At 74.1% G+C, this 13,707-nt stretch carries 13 protein-coding genes; 5 read left to right on the top strand and 8 right to left on the bottom strand.

The window, feature by feature from the left end; all coding sequences use genetic code 11:
* Nucleotides 1-5: 5 nt before the first annotated feature.
* From ABZ858_RS09495 to ABZ858_RS09485, 3 genes are all read right to left on the bottom strand, one after another.
* Nucleotides 6-1,229: a 4-hydroxybenzoate 3-monooxygenase gene (locus tag ABZ858_RS09495; RefSeq protein ID WP_361374383.1), complete on the bottom strand. Its 1,224-nt coding sequence runs from the start codon at nucleotides 1,227-1,229 to the stop codon at nucleotides 6-8.
* 117 nt (nucleotides 1,230-1,346) lie between these two features.
* Nucleotides 1,347-2,984, bottom strand: a complete 1,638-nt coding sequence (locus tag ABZ858_RS09490; protein WP_361374381.1) for an APC family permease — start codon at nucleotides 2,982-2,984, stop codon at nucleotides 1,347-1,349.
* Between the two features lie 203 nt (nucleotides 2,985-3,187).
* The gene (locus ABZ858_RS09485) at nucleotides 3,188-3,595 is read right to left on the bottom strand and encodes a CoA-binding protein (protein WP_361374379.1); all 408 of its coding nucleotides are present in this window, start codon (nucleotides 3,593-3,595) and stop codon (nucleotides 3,188-3,190) included.
* 98 nt (nucleotides 3,596-3,693) lie between these two features.
* Here ABZ858_RS09485 and ABZ858_RS09480 point away from each other — a divergent pair, with 98 nt between their 5' ends.
* The gene (locus ABZ858_RS09480) at nucleotides 3,694-4,320 is read left to right on the top strand and encodes a YigZ family protein (protein ID WP_361374377.1); all 627 of its coding nucleotides are present in this window, start codon (nucleotides 3,694-3,696) and stop codon (nucleotides 4,318-4,320) included.
* 18 nt (nucleotides 4,321-4,338) lie between these two features.
* On the opposite strand, the gene ABZ858_RS09475 is transcribed toward ABZ858_RS09480, so the two are convergent.
* From ABZ858_RS09475 to ABZ858_RS09460, 4 genes are read right to left on the bottom strand one after another with little or no spacing between them, the layout of a single operon-like run.
* Nucleotides 4,339-4,818 (bottom strand): S26 family signal peptidase, encoded by a 480-nt coding sequence (locus tag ABZ858_RS09475; RefSeq protein ID WP_361374375.1) that lies wholly within the window; start codon nucleotides 4,816-4,818, stop codon nucleotides 4,339-4,341.
* A 26-nt stretch (nucleotides 4,819-4,844) separates the two neighbouring features.
* Nucleotides 4,845-6,686 (bottom strand): ABC transporter ATP-binding protein, encoded by a 1,842-nt coding sequence (locus tag ABZ858_RS09470; protein WP_361374373.1) that lies wholly within the window; start codon nucleotides 6,684-6,686, stop codon nucleotides 4,845-4,847.
* A 59-nt stretch (nucleotides 6,687-6,745) separates the two neighbouring features.
* Nucleotides 6,746-6,916, bottom strand: coding sequence for a hypothetical protein (locus tag ABZ858_RS09465; RefSeq protein WP_361374371.1), 171 nt, complete (start codon nucleotides 6,914-6,916; stop codon nucleotides 6,746-6,748).
* A gap of 46 nt (nucleotides 6,917-6,962) precedes the next feature.
* Nucleotides 6,963-7,130, bottom strand: coding sequence for a hypothetical protein (locus ABZ858_RS09460; protein ID WP_361374369.1), 168 nt, complete (start codon nucleotides 7,128-7,130; stop codon nucleotides 6,963-6,965).
* A 219-nt stretch (nucleotides 7,131-7,349) separates the two neighbouring features.
* On the opposite strand from ABZ858_RS09460, the gene ABZ858_RS09455 reads away from it, so the two are divergent.
* The 4 genes from ABZ858_RS09455 to ABZ858_RS09440 all read left to right on the top strand — a co-directional run bounded on the left by ABZ858_RS09455 (nucleotide 7,350) and on the right by ABZ858_RS09440 (nucleotide 13,222).
* A complete protein-coding gene (locus ABZ858_RS09455; protein ID WP_361374367.1) occupies nucleotides 7,350-7,910 on the top strand; it encodes a MauE/DoxX family redox-associated membrane protein in 561 nt (186 codons plus the stop codon).
* A 161-nt stretch (nucleotides 7,911-8,071) separates the two neighbouring features.
* A complete protein-coding gene (locus ABZ858_RS09450) occupies nucleotides 8,072-8,611 on the top strand; it encodes a hypothetical protein (RefSeq protein ID WP_361374365.1) in 540 nt (179 codons plus the stop codon).
* Nucleotides 8,612-8,856: 245 nt separating this feature from the next.
* On the top strand, nucleotides 8,857-10,020 hold the full coding sequence (locus ABZ858_RS09445; RefSeq protein ID WP_361374363.1) for an exonuclease SbcCD subunit D: 1,164 nt from the start codon (nucleotides 8,857-8,859) through the stop codon (nucleotides 10,018-10,020).
* A gap of 208 nt (nucleotides 10,021-10,228) precedes the next feature.
* Nucleotides 10,229-13,222: an SMC family ATPase gene (locus ABZ858_RS09440; RefSeq protein ID WP_361374361.1), complete on the top strand. Its 2,994-nt coding sequence runs from the start codon at nucleotides 10,229-10,231 to the stop codon at nucleotides 13,220-13,222.
* A 25-nt stretch (nucleotides 13,223-13,247) separates the two neighbouring features.
* Here the strand turns inward: ABZ858_RS09440 and ABZ858_RS09435 are convergent, their stop codons facing one another.
* A complete protein-coding gene (locus ABZ858_RS09435) occupies nucleotides 13,248-13,694 on the bottom strand; it encodes an Lrp/AsnC family transcriptional regulator (protein ID WP_361374359.1) in 447 nt (148 codons plus the stop codon).
* Nucleotides 13,695-13,707: the final 13 nt, after the last annotated feature.

The raw sequence follows: 13,707 nt of genomic DNA, 5'->3' as shown, positions 1-13,707 counted from the left end.
CGGTCTCAGAGGTGGTCCCCCGTGCCCAGGTACTGCTCCGCGAAGGAGGCGGCGGCCGTGGGGGAGGAGAACAGGCGTCGCAGCCGGGCGAGCGTCGTACCGGCCCGGTAGGGGTCGCCCGACGCGGCGCCGTGGTAGACCTCGGCGAGCCACCGCGAGAACTCCTGGTAGTCCCACACGCGCCGCAGGCACGCCCGCGAGTATCCGGTCAGGCCCTGTTCGTCGCCCGTGGTGAGGTACGCGGCGAGCGCCTCGCCGAGCAGGAAGGCGTCGTGCAGGGCCAGGTTCATGCCCTTCGCGGCGATCGGCGCGGTGAGGTGGGCGGCGTCGCCGGCCAGGAAGAGCCGGCCGGACGCCATCGGCTCCACGACGTAGTCGTGCAGGTCGAGCATCCGCTTCTCCAGCAGCGGGCCCTCCGTCAGTGGCGGGGTGTCCGCCGCGGCAAGCCGCCGGCGCAGCTGTGTCCAGACGCGCTCGTGCGGCCAGTTGTCCGGGCTGTCGCCCGGCGGGCACTGGAGGTAGTAGCGGGTCGTTCGCGGGCCGCGCGGCATCCGCCCGGCGAAGCCGTCCGGGTGGACGCCGAACAGGACGTGGTCGGCGGAGGCGGGCGCCTCGGCCAGCAGCGCCAGCCAGCCCACCCCGTAGTCGTGCCGCGCGATCCGGGCGTGCCGGGGTGCCAGTGCCGCCCGGCTCACCCCGCGCGCTCCGTCGCATCCGGCGACGAAGTCGCAGTGCACAACGCGCCGTCGTCCCGTCTCGGGGCAGCGGTAGGACACCGAGGGCCGGTCCGTGCCGGTGTCGTGCACGGCGACGTCCCGCACGCCGAAGCGGATCTCGCCGCCGCGTACGTCGGCGTACTCGCGTACGAGGTCCGTCACGAGCAGCGGCTGCGGGTACACGAAGTGGTGACGGCCGGTCAGCGCGGTGTAGTGGAAACGGTGCGCCGAGTCGTCGAAGCGGAACTCGCACAGGGTCTGCCGCCCGGCCCGCTCCAGCAGTCCGGAGGCCAGGCCGCGCTGTTCGAGTCCGCGGACGGCCCATTCCTCCAGGACCCCGGCGCGCGGCCGTCGTTCTATGAAGTGCCGGGACTCGGTCTCCAGGACCAGGCAGTCCACCGAGGCGGCCCGCAGCAGGCCGGCGACGGTCAGGCCCGCCGGTCCCGCGCCGATGACGACGACCGGGAAACGGTCGCGGGAGGGGGATTCGGGGTGGGGGGAAGGGTGCGTCACCCGGGCATTATGACGGTGTCCCGTCAGACACGGCCGCGGTGGTGCGACCGCGCCCGGCGGGACACCGGGCAGGAAGCGGAAGGAGTCGGGAGGAGTCGGGAGGGGATGTGGCGGCGGTCAGTGCGCCGGGGCGTCGGTGACCACGACCTCCTCGATGCTGCGCTCGATCTCCTCGGGCCCGGAGGCGGTGGCTTTCGCCCAGTAGTAGACGCCCACCGAGAAGGCCGCGACGACGGCCATGTCCCACCACAGGCCGATGTGGCCCTGGCCGCCGAAGCCGCCCTGCCAGGAGATCAGGCCCATGCCCACCAGATAGCCCGGCAGCCACTGGGCGGCCTTGAAGTCCATGCGGGGCGCGTCGGGCAGGCCCTTGCGGGTGGCGTACAGGGCGTAGCCGCCGAGCAGCAGGTAGCCGAGGACGATCGCGATGCCGAGCCGCCACAGCGTGTCCCAGCCGGCCCAGTAGATGATGAGGTTGGCGACCACGAAGGAGACCGGCGAGATCACCTTGCCGCCGGGCAGCCGGTAGGGCCGCTCGTGGTGCGGCAGCCGGTCGGCGAAGACGCCGTAGGCCAGTGGCGCGCCGGCGTACATCAGCACGCTCGCCGAGGTGATGAAGCCGACCAGCTCCTGCCAGCTCGGGAAGGGCAGGAAGCAGACCACGCCGGTCACGAAGGAGATGGCGATGCCGAACCACGGCACGCCCCGCGCGTCGGTCTTCTCGAAGAGCTTGGGCGCGTAGCCGTTCTTCGCCAGGCCGTAGGAGACGCGGGAGGTGGCGGTGGTGTAGATCAGGCCGGTGCCGGCGGGGGAGATGACCGCGTCGAGGTAGAGCACCACGCTCAGCCAGCCGAGGCCGACCAGGGTCGCGATGCCCGCCCAGGGGCCGCTGATGCCGGGGAAGTCCAGCTTCGCCCAGCCGTGCGCGAACGAACTCACCGGCAGGGCGCCGATGAACACGACCTGGAGCAGGACGTAGATGGTCGCGCCGATGGCGACCGAGCCGAGGGTGGCGCGCGGCAGGTCCCGCTTGGGGTCGCGGCTCTCGCCGGCCAGCTGGATCGCCTGCTCGAAGCCCAGCAGGGCGAAGATGATGCCGCTGGAGCTGATGGCGCCGAGCACGCCCTTCGCGCCGAACGGGGCGAAGCCGTGCGCGGTGAAGTTGTGCGGGTGGAAGTTGCCCACCGCGACGATGAAGATCGTGGCCAGCGGCACCGCGATCTTCCACCAGGTGGCCGCGCTGTTGGTGTGCGCCAGCACCCGCACACCCAGGAAGTTGACCACGACGAAGACGGCCATCAGCACGACGGCGACGATCAGGCCGCTGGCCGTCAGGGTGCCGTCGGTGTGCTGGAAGCCGCGCGCGAAGTGCCAGTGACCGGCGTAGCCGATCATCGCCTCGACCTCGATGGGGGCCACGGTCGCCGCCTGCAGCCAGGAGAACCAGCCGAAGGACATGCCGGCCAGGCCGCCGAAGGCGTAGTGCGGGTAGCGGGCCGTGCCGCCCGCCACCGGGAACATGCCGCCCAGCTCCGCGTGGACGAGGGCCAGCAGCACGATCGCCACCGTGCCGATCAGCCACGAGACGATCGCGGCGGGTCCGGCCGTGACCACGGCCTTCTCCGCGCCGTACAACCAGCCGGAACCGATGATGGAACCGACCGAGGCCCACATCAGACCGATCAGACCGACGTCGCGCCGCAGACCGGTCCGGTCCCGCGCGGCATCGGGGGCTGCCTGGTCCAGTTTCACCATGGCAAGGGCCTCTCGCTCTCTGAACATCGAATGAACGCCCGAAGGCGGCTCAGAGTAGGAATACGAGACAGCTCCACAGAAGACCGCAGGCCCATATTTGACTCTTCCGTGGGTACTTCCTTGAAGTGTCCTTTACCCAGGTCAGCGGCGGCCTGAAGAATGTTGCTATTCAGTTGCGAAATGGCGGCAGAGCTTGCGACAACCTAGCCCAGGCGAGGAATTTCGATCGCCGGGCAGCGGTCCATGACCATCTCCAGTCCCGCGGCCCGGACCCGCGCGCCGGCGGCCTCGTCGACCACACCGAGCTGGAACCACACCGCCCGCGCGCCCTTGGCCACCGCCTCGTCGGCGACGGCACCGGCCAGCTGGCGGTTGACGAACACGTCGACCACGTCCACGTCGAAGGGGATGTCCGCCAGGGTGGCGTAGCCCCGCTCACCGTGCACGGTCTCCGCCCGGGGATGCACCGGGACGACCCGCTTGCCGAACCGCTGGAGCACCTGGGCCACGCCGTACGCGGCACGGCCGGCGTTGTCCGACAGGCCCACCACGGCCCAGGTGTCACCGAGTCCGGTCAGGACCTTGCGTACCGTCGCCGCATCGCCGTACACCACACGTCTCCTCGCGTCGGGGGAAGGGAACCCGACTGCGCCAACAGCGCGCCCGCCCGCCCGATTCCCCGCCGGCCGCGTCCGCATAGGCTGGCCGGATGCAGGACGAGTACCGCACAGTGGCCCGCGCGGGCGTGCACGAGACCGAGATCAACCGCTCCCGCTTCCTGTGCGCCCTCGCCCCGGCGGCCACCGAGCGGGAGGCGCAGGAGTTCGTCGCCCGGGTCCGCAAGGAGCACGCCGACGCCACCCACAACTGCTGGGCCTACGTCATCGGCGCCGACGCCGGCGTCCAGAAGGCCAGCGACGACGGCGAACCCGGCGGCACCGCGGGCGTCCCCATGCTCCAGATGCTGCTGCGCCGCGACATGCGGTACGTCGTCGCCGTCGTCACCCGCTACTACGGCGGCGTCAAGCTCGGCGCGGGCGGGCTCATCCGCGCCTACGGCGGAGCGGTCGGCGAGGCCCTGGACGCGCTCGGCACCCGTACCCGCCGGCGCTTCCGGCTGGCCACGGTGACCGTCGGCCACCAGCGGGCCGGCAAGGTGCAGAACGATCTCAGGGCGACCGGCCGCGAGGTGCGGGACGTGCGCTACGGCGAGGCGGTCGCCATCGGGATCGCCCTGCCCGACGCCGACGTGGACGCCTTCCGCGCCTGGCTGGCCGACGTCACGGCCGGCACCGCCGGGTTCGAGCTGGGCGGGGAGGCGTACGGCGACGCGTGAGGCGGCCGGCCGCCGTGCTCAGCGGTGCCGCGCGGGCCGGCCGGTGGCCGGGCGGGTGAGCACCACTCCGAGCAGGGCCGCCTCCGGGACGTAGCCGAAGTGGCGGGAGTCCTGGGTGCGGGCCGCGTCGCCCCGGACGACCAGCGAACCGGCGGGCACCCGGCCGCCGGCCTCGGCCCCGACGGCCGCGCGCACGTCGGCGGGCACCGGGTCGCCGGGCAGCGCACCGACCCGCTTGACCAGCCACGCCAGGCGGTCGTCGCCCTCACCCGACGGGCGGGGGTTGCGGAAGACCACCGCGTCGCCGCGCCGCACCCGCCGGGTGCGGCGCACCAGCAGCCGGTCGCCGTCCGCGAAGGACGGGGCCATGCTCGATCCGGTGACCCGGACGAGCGCGAGGCGGGAACGCGCGGCGCGCACGGACAGGAACAGCACGGACGGGAACAGCACGGCCGCGCCCGCCACCGCGGCCGCCGCCGTCCGGCCGGTACCGGTCATGGTGAGTGCCTTCCGTCGCGGGCGGCTCATGGCGCCGCCTCGGTGGTCGTGGTCGTGGTCGTGGCCGTGGTCAGGTCGGCGCCGGTGTAACCGGCCGCCTGGAGGCCGAACAGCCGGGCGTAGTGGCCGTCGCCGAGGGCCATCAGCTCGTCGTGGCTGCCGAGTTCGGCGATCCGGCCGTCCACCAGGACCGCGATCCGGTCCGCCGCGCGCAGGGCGCCCAGCCGGTGCGAGACCAGCAGCGCGGTCCGGCCCCGGCGGTGGTCGCCGAGCGTGCGGTGCACCTCGTGCTCGGCCTCCGGGTCCAGGCCCGAGCTGGGCTCGTCCAGGATCAGCAGATCGGCCTCGCCGCGCATCAGCGACCGGGCCAGCGCGACCCGCTGCCACTGGCCGCCGGAGAGGGTGACCCCCGCGGTCCCGTCCTCCTCGTCGAGATGGACCCGGCTGAGCTGGGTGGCGTACCCGTCGGGCAGGGCGCGCAGCGTGGCGTCGATGCCGGCCAGCCGGGCGCTGTCGCGGACCCGCTCCCGGTCCGTGCGGTGCGGCAGGTCGCCGATGCCGATGTTCTCGGCCGCCGAGAGGTCGTACGTCATGTAGTCCTGGAAGGTGACGCCGATCCGGCGGCGCAGCGCGGCCACGTCCATGGTCCGGATGTCGGTGCCGTCCCACAGGATCGTGCCGCGTTCGGGGTCGTAGAAGCGGCAGAGCAGTTTGATCAGTGTGCTCTTGCCGGCGCCGTTGCGGCCCACCAGGCCCATCGAGGTGCCCGCCGGGACGGTCAGGTTCACCCCGCGCAGCACCCACGGCCCGGACGGGTCGTAGCGGAACCAGACGTCCCGCAGTTCGACGCACCCGGTGAGCGCCGGCGCGGGGGCCTCGCCCCGGGGCAGGTCGTCGGGGGTGTCGAGCAGATCGAGGTAGTGGCCGAACAGCCGCACGCCCTCGGCGGCGCTGCCCGCCTGGAGCACGATCCCGGTGAACGCGCTCTGCACGCCCGCGGCGGCGGCGATGAACAGCGTCACATCGCCCACCGTGAACCTGCCGCGGGCGGCGCCCGCCACCACGACGACCATGCCGAGCCCGGCGACCAGGGCGTTGAGCGCGGTGAAACCGGACTGCACCAGCGCGCCGCGCCGGGCCATCGCCAGCTCGGCCTCCGTGGCGTCGCTCAGCGCGCGCACCAGCCGGCCGTGCAGGAAGCCGCCGAGCCCGAACAGCCGGATCTCCTTGGCCGCGCGGGGGTCGGTCAGCAGCGAGCGGTAGAAGAGGTGGCGGCGCAGCCGGGCCGAGGTCAGTTCCCAGACCACCACCTGGCGGCGGGCCAGCGAGAGCCGGGCGATCAGCGCGGCGGCGCCCACCAGGAACAGCAGGCCCACCATCGGGGGCCAGACGGCGAGCAGGGCGCCGGTGAAGCCGCCGACCGCGGCGAGCGACCGCACGGCCTCCTGGGTGAACATGGTGATGTTGTGCGGGGCGTCCTCGGACGCCTGCTGGGCCAGTCGCAGCCGGTCGTGGAAGGCGGGGTCCTCGAACCGCCGCAGCCCGTGGAACTCGTCCACCTTGGCGAACAGCGTCCGCTCGACCTCGACGACCAGCCGCCTGCGCACCAACTCGTCCAGGTAGGCGGCCACTTGCAGCAGTACGGCGGAGAACGCGCCCAGCGCGGCCGTGGCGACGCCGAGGACGACGGCGTGCCCGGAGTCGGCGTGCGTGCCGCGGCCGAGTTCGTCGAAGAGCAGTTTGGCGAGCCAGGCCGCCAGTGCCGGTGCCGCGCCGACCCCCACGGTCGCCGCGAACAGCAGGCAGGCCCCGACGGGAGCGGCCCGGAACTGCAGGGCGACCGCCGTCCACGCGGCCCGCGACCGCAACCGGTTCCCCGGAGACGTGACCGTCTCCGGGGAACCGGCGGCTGAGCCGGAATGCGTCATCAGCAGGTGTTCGAGCGCTTGGTACACACGCCGTTACAGGCGAACCGGTACTGGTGCCCGCCACTGCAATAGCACATCTGGTTCACCTCGGGGACACAGGCCCCCGCGCGCTGCTCGTCGAGCACGAGCCGCAGCAGACGGTCGCCCATGGTGCCGATCATTCGCCTCATGACTGCCTCCTGTTCGCGTGACGCGATGGGTCGGGTGGGACGGAACTCAGCAGGTGCCGTCCTTCACGCACGGGCCGTTGCAGCTGAAGACGTACTTGACCTTGTTCGCGCACTTGCAGAAAGTGCCGTGCTCGGGGACGCAGGCGCCGGCCCGGTCCTCCTTCAGCAGTACGCCCAGCAGCCTGTCGCCCAGCGTGCCAATCACTCGGGTCATGGTGGACCTCCCTCGTAGGGGTGAAGACCGGACCTTGGGTGCGGACCGGCCGGGGCAGAAGCTATGTCGTGATGCCAATTGAGCGCAAGGGGAAAGAAGTTGACTGATTGGCTCCGGATTCTTGGCTTGTAACTGAGCGAAAAGTGGCCACTGTTGTTCGTGTCGACTTGGGGTTACATTGCCTCTGGCCCAGTCGTCCCAGGGGGGTGAGGATCGCTCGTGGCATATGCACTGCTCGCCGTCAGACTCCTCGTCGGCATCGTGTTCGCGGTGTCCGCGGCCGGAAAACTGCGCGGCGCCGCTGCCTTCCGGGGGTTCGAGGACTCCGCCCGCGCCATGGGCGTCCCGGCCCGCCTCGGCCGTCCGGTGGCCGTCGCCGTGGTGGCCGGGGAATGCGCCGCGGTGGTGCTGCTCGCCCTCGGGCCCGGCGGCGCCCCCGGCTTCGCCCTGACCCTGCTGCTCCTGGCCGCGTTCACCGCCGGCATCCTGCGCACCCTGCGCAGGGGGACCAAGGCGTCCTGCTCCTGCTTCGGCGCCTCCACCGTGCCGATCGGCCGCCGCCACGTGGTCCGCAACACCGTGCTGCTCGCCCTCTGCGCCTTCGGGCTGGCCGCCGGGCTCGCCGGGACACCGGCGCCGGACCAGGCCGCGGGCGTGCTGATCGCGGCCTTCGCCGCCCTGGTCGGAGCCCTGCTCGTGATCTTCACGGACGAGCTGGGCAGCCTCTTCGACGACGGCGCCCCCCGCACCACAGGCCGGGTCCGCGGACCCGCCCGCTAGACCCACCCCGGCCCGCCCGCACCCGCGGCCGGCCGGCCACCCGCCGGGCGCCGCGGCGCCCGGACCGGGGTACGCGCCGCACCCTTCGAAGGCGCCGCGCCCCGGACATCCCCACCGGCGGACACCCCGCCGCACGATGACACGAGACCCCGGAGTCACCCATGCCCTTTCTGGTCGCCGCCGTCGCCCTCATCGCCGTGCTGTGCCTGCTGAACCTGCTGCTCACCTTCGGGGTCATCCGCAAACTGCGCGCCCAGGCCCAGGAGAAGGACGCCAAGGTGGCGGAGGGGCTGATCATCCCGGCCGGCTCCCCGGTCCCCGCGTTCGACGCCGTCACCACCACCGGTGAGCGGATCGCCCGCGACGACCTCGGCGAGACCATGCTCGGCTTCTTCTCGCCCGGCTGCCGGGCCTGCGAGGAGCGGCTGCCGCTCTTCGTGGAGCAGGCCCGCACCACCGCGCGGGCGACCGGCCGCAGTGTGCTCGCCGTCGTGCACGGCACCGAGGAGGAGGCCGTCCCGCAGGTCGCCGCCCTGTCCGAGGTCGCCCATGTCGTGGTCGAGTCCGAGGACGGACCGCTCGGCCAGATCTTCGACATCACCGGCTACCCGGTCTTCGGCCTGATCACCTCCGACGGCACCCTCGCCGCCACCGCCTTCGACCCGGGCCGGCTGCCGGCGCCCTCGAAGGCCGGGGTCTGACCCGGTCCCTTCGTCCTCTCCGTCCTCTCCGTCGTCCTTTCTTCCTTCTCTTCCCTCTCCGTCTCCGCAGCCGCATTTCCGGCATAACGCCCCTTATGTGGGCGAATTATGAGGCCCATGGGGGGCCGGGCGCCGGGAGGCGTTAGCGTGGTGGCTGCCTCGCGTGAGCCCGTGCCGGTTCGCCGTGGTTCGTGTGGCGGGGCAGTTGCCGGAGGAGAAGGACACGTGCGGGCCGGAGCGGTTTCGTGAGATTGCTGCACACATCGGACTGGCACCTGGGCCGGACGTTCCACCGGGTGGGCATGCTCGACGCCCAGGCCGCGTTCATCGGCCACCTCGTGACGACCGTGCGCGAACGCGGCGTGGACGCGGTGCTCGTCTCGGGGGACGTCTACGACCGCGCGGTGCCGCCGCTGGCCGCGGTCGAGCTGTTCGACGACGCCCTGCACCGCCTCGCCGCCCTCGGCGTGCCCACCGTGATGATCTCCGGCAACCACGACTCGGCCCGCCGGCTCGGCGTCGGCGCGGGGCTGATCGACCGCGCCGGCATCCATCTGCGCACCGAGCCGGCCGCCTGCGCAACCCCGGTGGTGCTCGCCGACGCCCACGGCGAGGTGGCTTTCTACGGGCTGCCCTACCTCGAACCGGCCCTCGTCAAGGACGAGTTCGCCGTCGCCAGGGTGGGTCACGAGGCGGTGCTCGGCGCCGCCCTGGACCGGGTCCGCGCCGACCTCGCCACGCGCCCGCCCGGCACCCGCTCCGTGGTGCTCGCGCACGCCTTCGTCACCGGCGGCGAGCCCAGCGACAGCGAACGGGACATCACCGTCGGCGGGGTGGCCGCCGTCCCCGCCGGGATCTTCGACGGCGTCGACTACGCCGCCCTCGGCCATCTGCACGGCTGCCAGACCATCACCGAGCGCGTGCGCTACTCCGGGTCCCCGCTGGCGTACTCCTTCTCCGAGGCAGGGCACCGCAAGAGCATGTGGCTCGTCGACCTCGACGCCGGAGGGGCCGTCACCGCCGAGCGGATCGACTGCCCCGTACCGCGCCCGCTGGCCCGGATCAGGGGCCCGCTGGAGCACCTGCTCACCGACCCGGGCCTCGCCGTCCACGAGGAGGCGTGGGTGGAGGCCACCCTCACCGACGCGGTCCGCCCGGCCGACCCGATGGCCCGCCTGTGCGAGCGCTTCCCGCACACCCTCAGCCTCGTCTTCGCACCCGACCGGGCCCCCGACGACCCGGACGTCTCCTACGCCCGCCGGCTCGCCGGCCGCGACGACCAGCAGATCGCCGAGGACTTCGTCGCCCATGTGCGCGGCGCGGGACCCGACCCGCACGAGCAGACCGTCCTGCGCGAGGCGTTTGACACGGTCCGCACGGACGAGGCGCTGGGGGAGGGGGCGTGGTGAACCAGGGGTACGGGGGTGTGGGCATGAGTGCAGGCATGAGTGCAGGCGTGAGTGCGGGTGCGGGTGCGGGTGCGGGTGCGGCGGGGGCGGGGGCGGGGGCGCGTGGGGCGTTTCGTGCGTACGCCGGTGCGCGCGGTGTGCACGCCGGAGTGCGCCGCGTGAGCGGCCGCGCCGAGGACCGGCCGGGGGACCGTGCGGGAGGCGCCCGGTGAGACTGCACCGCCTGGAGATCACCGCGTTCGGACCCTTCGGGGGCTCCCAGCGGGTCGACTTCGACGCGCTGTCGGCCGCCGGACTGTTCCTGCTGCACGGACCGACCGGGGCCGGCAAGACCTCCGTCCTGGACGCCGTGTGCTACGCCCTGTACGGCTCGGTGCCCGGCGCCCGGCAGAGCGCTCAGCAGAACACCCTGCGCAGTGACCACGCCGCCGCGGCCACCCGCACCGGCGTCACTCTCGACCTCACCGTCGCCGGACGCCGGCTGGAGATCACCCGGCAGCCGCCCTGGGAGCGCCCGAAGAAGCGCGGCACCGGCACGACCGTGGACAAGGCGCAGACCTGGCTGCGCGAGTACGACGCGAGGACCGGCGCGTGGAAGGACCTCAGCCGCTCCCACCAGGAGGTCGGCGAGGAGATCACCCAGTTGCTCGGCATGAGCCGCGAGCAGTTCTGTCAGGTCGTGCTGTTGCCCCAGGGCGACTTCGCCCGGTTCCTGCGCGCCGACGCGGAGGCCCGCGGCAAGCTGCTCGGCCGGCTCTTCGACACGCACCGCTTCGCCGGGGTCGAGAAGCGCCTCGCGGAGCGCAGGCGCGCCACCGAGGCCCAGGTGCGCGAGGGCGACGCCGCCCTGCTGGCCGACGCCCACCGCATGCAGCAGGCGGCCGGCGACGCCATGGAGCTGCCCGGTCTCACCCCCGGCGAACCCGGCCTGGCCGAGGCCGTCCTGACCGCCGCCGCCGTCGCCCGTAGCACCGCGCGCGAGCAGCTGACCGTCGCCCACTGCCGGCTCACGGCCGCCGAGGCCGCCCAGGACACCGCCGCCCGCGCCCTGGACGGCGTACGCGAACTGGCCCGGCTGCAGGGCAGGTTCGCACAGGCGCGGGAGCGGGCCGCGCACCTGCAGGAGCGCGCCGGGGAGCACCGCGCCGCACAGCACCGGATGGAACGGGGGCGCAAGGCGGAGACCGTGGCCCCGGCGCTGGAGCTGCGGGAGGCCGCCGACGCCGAGCACCGGCGCGCCGCCGCGGCCGAGGCACGCGCCCGTGCCCTGCTGCCGGCGGACTTCGCGGACGCGGGCCCGGCCGGACTCGCCGCCGCCGCCCGCCGCGCCGCCGAGGAACTGGGCGGCCTGGAGTCGGCCCGCCGCGCCGAACGGCGGCTGGCCGCGCTCGTCACCGAACGCGCCGACGTGGACCGGCAGGAGCGCGCCGACGAGGACGTCCTGCGGGAGGCCGAGGGCTGGCTCGCCGGATGGGAGGCGACCCGCGGCGCGCTCCAGGCCCGTATCGAGGCCGCCCAGGACGCGGCCGGGCAGGCCGAACAGCTCGCCGCGCGGCGCGAACCCGCCCAGGCGCGGCTCGCCGCCGCCCGCACCCGCGACCGGCTCACCGGCGAGGCCGACGAGGCGCGGCGCCGCGCCCTGGACTCCGCCGAACGCGCCACGCGGGCCAAGGACCACTGGCTCGACCTCAAGGAACAGCGCCTGAACGGCATCGCCGCCGAGCTGGCCGCCCACCTCACCGACGGCGAACCCTGCACCGTGTGCGGGGCCACCGAGCACCCCGCGCCCGCGCGCAAGGACGCCGGGCACGTCGGCCGGGAGGCGGAGGAACGCGCCCTCGCCGCCCACCAGGACGCCGACGAACAGCGCGCCGGGGACGAGCGCCGCCTCGCCGCCGTGCGCGAGGCCCTGGCCGCTGCCACCGCCGAGGCCGGAGACACCCCCACCGCCCGGCTCGTCGAGGAGGCCGGCGAACTGGACCGGCTGCTCGCCCGCGCCCGGGCCGGCGCCTCCGCGCTGCACGCCGCCCAGGAGGAGCTGCGCGCCGCCGAGGACGAACGCGAACGGCGCCTCGCCGCCCGGCGGCAGGCCGAGGTCCGCGCCGCCGCCCGGCAGACCCGCAGGGAGACCCTGGACCGCGAGCGGACCACCCTGGAGAGCGAACTCGACCGGGCCAGGGGCGAGGCCCCCAGCGTCGCCGCGCGCGCCGCCCAACTGGAGCGGCGGGCGGCCCTGCTGGCCGACGCCGCCGACGCGGCCCGCGCCGCCGAGACCGGCGCCGAACGCCTCAAGGACGCCGACGGACGGCTCGCCGAGGCCGCCTTCCGGGCCGGTTTCGAGACCCCGCGGGCAGCCGCCGACGCCCTCCTCGACGACGCCGCGCACCGGCAGCTCCAGCACCGCCTGGACACCTGGCAGGCCGAGGACGCCGCCGTACGGGCGGTGCTCGCCGAGCCCGACACCCTGGCCGCCGCCGGCCGGCCGGCCGCGCTGCCGGCCGCCGCCGAGCAGGCCGCGGCCGACGCGGTCCGGCGGCTGCGGGAGGCCGCCTCCGCGCGGGACGCCGCCGCCCGCCGCTGCGCCGAACTGGACCGGCTCTCCGCCCGCGCGGCCACCGGCGTGCGCCGGCTCGCGCCGCTGCGCGAGGAGCACGACCGGGTGGCCCGGCTCGCCGCCCTCACCGCCGGCACCTCCGCCGACAACGAGCGCCGGATGCGCCTGGAGTCCTACGTCCTCGCGGCCCGCCTCGAACAGGTGGCCGCCGCCGCGACCGTACGGCTCCAGCGGATGTCGTCCGGGCGCTACACCCTGGTCCACTCCGACGACCGGGCCGGACGCGGACGCAGCGGACTCGGGCTGCACGTCGTCGACGCCTGGACCGGCCGGGAACGGGACACGGCGACCCTGTCGGGCGGCGAGACGTTCTTCGCCTCCCTCGCCCTGGCGCTCGGGCTCGCGGACGTCGTCACCGACGAGGCCGGCGGCATCCGGCTGGACACCCTCTTCATCGACGAGGGCTTCGGCAGCCTCGACGACCAGACCCTGGACGAGGTCCTGGACGTGCTGGACTCGCTGCGCGAACGCGACCGGAGCGTGGGCATCGTCAGCCATGTCGCGGACCTGCGGCGGCGCGTCCACGCACAGCTGGAGGTCGTCAAGGGCCGGTCCGGGTCGGCGGTCCGGCAGCGCACGGCGGGCTGATCCCGGTGCTTGCGAGCAGGGTGGCTCAGCGGCCCAGGGGGCGCCGCGGCAGGGGGGAGGAGTACACGACGCTCGTGGTCACCGAGCCCAGCGCGCCGATCCGGCCGGACACCTCCTCCAGGTGGCGCATGGAGCGTGCGGCGACCTTGATGACGAAGCAGTCGTCGCCCGTGACGTGGTGCGCCTCCAGGATCTCCGGGGTGACGGCCACCATGTCGTGGAAGGGCCTGTAGTTGCCGTTGGGGTAGCGCAGCCGGACGAAGGCGAGGATCGGCAGGCCGAGCCGCTCCGGGTCGACCACCGCCGCGTACCCCTGGATGACGCCCGCCTCCTCCAGGCGCCGCACCCGTTCGGTGACCGCGCTCGGGGACATGGACACGGCCCGCGCCAGCTCGGCGAAACTGGCCCGTCCCTCCCGCTGGAGGACGTCGAGTACGCGCCAGTCGGTGGCGTCCGGGGAAAACACGGTCATGGGCGAGGAATAG

Origin of the sequence: Streptomyces sp. NPDC047017 (assembly GCF_040644175.1) — a bacterium.
Taxonomy (GTDB): Bacteria; Actinomycetota; Actinomycetes; order Streptomycetales; family Streptomycetaceae; genus Streptomyces.
Note: the sequence above shows the minus strand (reverse complement) of the source record. Positions and strands in the feature narration are given on the sequence as shown.

Excerpts from the sequence above, each read along its gene's own strand:
- ABZ858_RS09475 (WP_361374375.1), bottom strand. The coding sequence starts at position 4,818 with ATGACCGGTACCGGCCGGACGGCGGCGGCCGCGGTGGCGGGCGCGGCC.
- ABZ858_RS09480 (WP_361374377.1), top strand. The coding sequence starts at position 3,694 with ATGCAGGACGAGTACCGCACAGTGGCCCGCGCGGGCGTGCACGAGACC.
- ABZ858_RS09450 (WP_361374365.1), top strand. The coding sequence starts at position 8,072 with ATGCCCTTTCTGGTCGCCGCCGTCGCCCTCATCGCCGTGCTGTGCCTG.
- ABZ858_RS09435 (WP_361374359.1), bottom strand. The coding sequence starts at position 13,694 with ATGACCGTGTTTTCCCCGGACGCCACCGACTGGCGCGTACTCGACGTC.
- ABZ858_RS09460 (WP_361374369.1), bottom strand. The coding sequence starts at position 7,130 with ATGACCCGAGTGATTGGCACGCTGGGCGACAGGCTGCTGGGCGTACTG.
- ABZ858_RS09490 (WP_361374381.1), bottom strand. The coding sequence starts at position 2,984 with ATGGTGAAACTGGACCAGGCAGCCCCCGATGCCGCGCGGGACCGGACC.
- ABZ858_RS09465 (WP_361374371.1), bottom strand. The coding sequence starts at position 6,916 with ATGAGGCGAATGATCGGCACCATGGGCGACCGTCTGCTGCGGCTCGTG.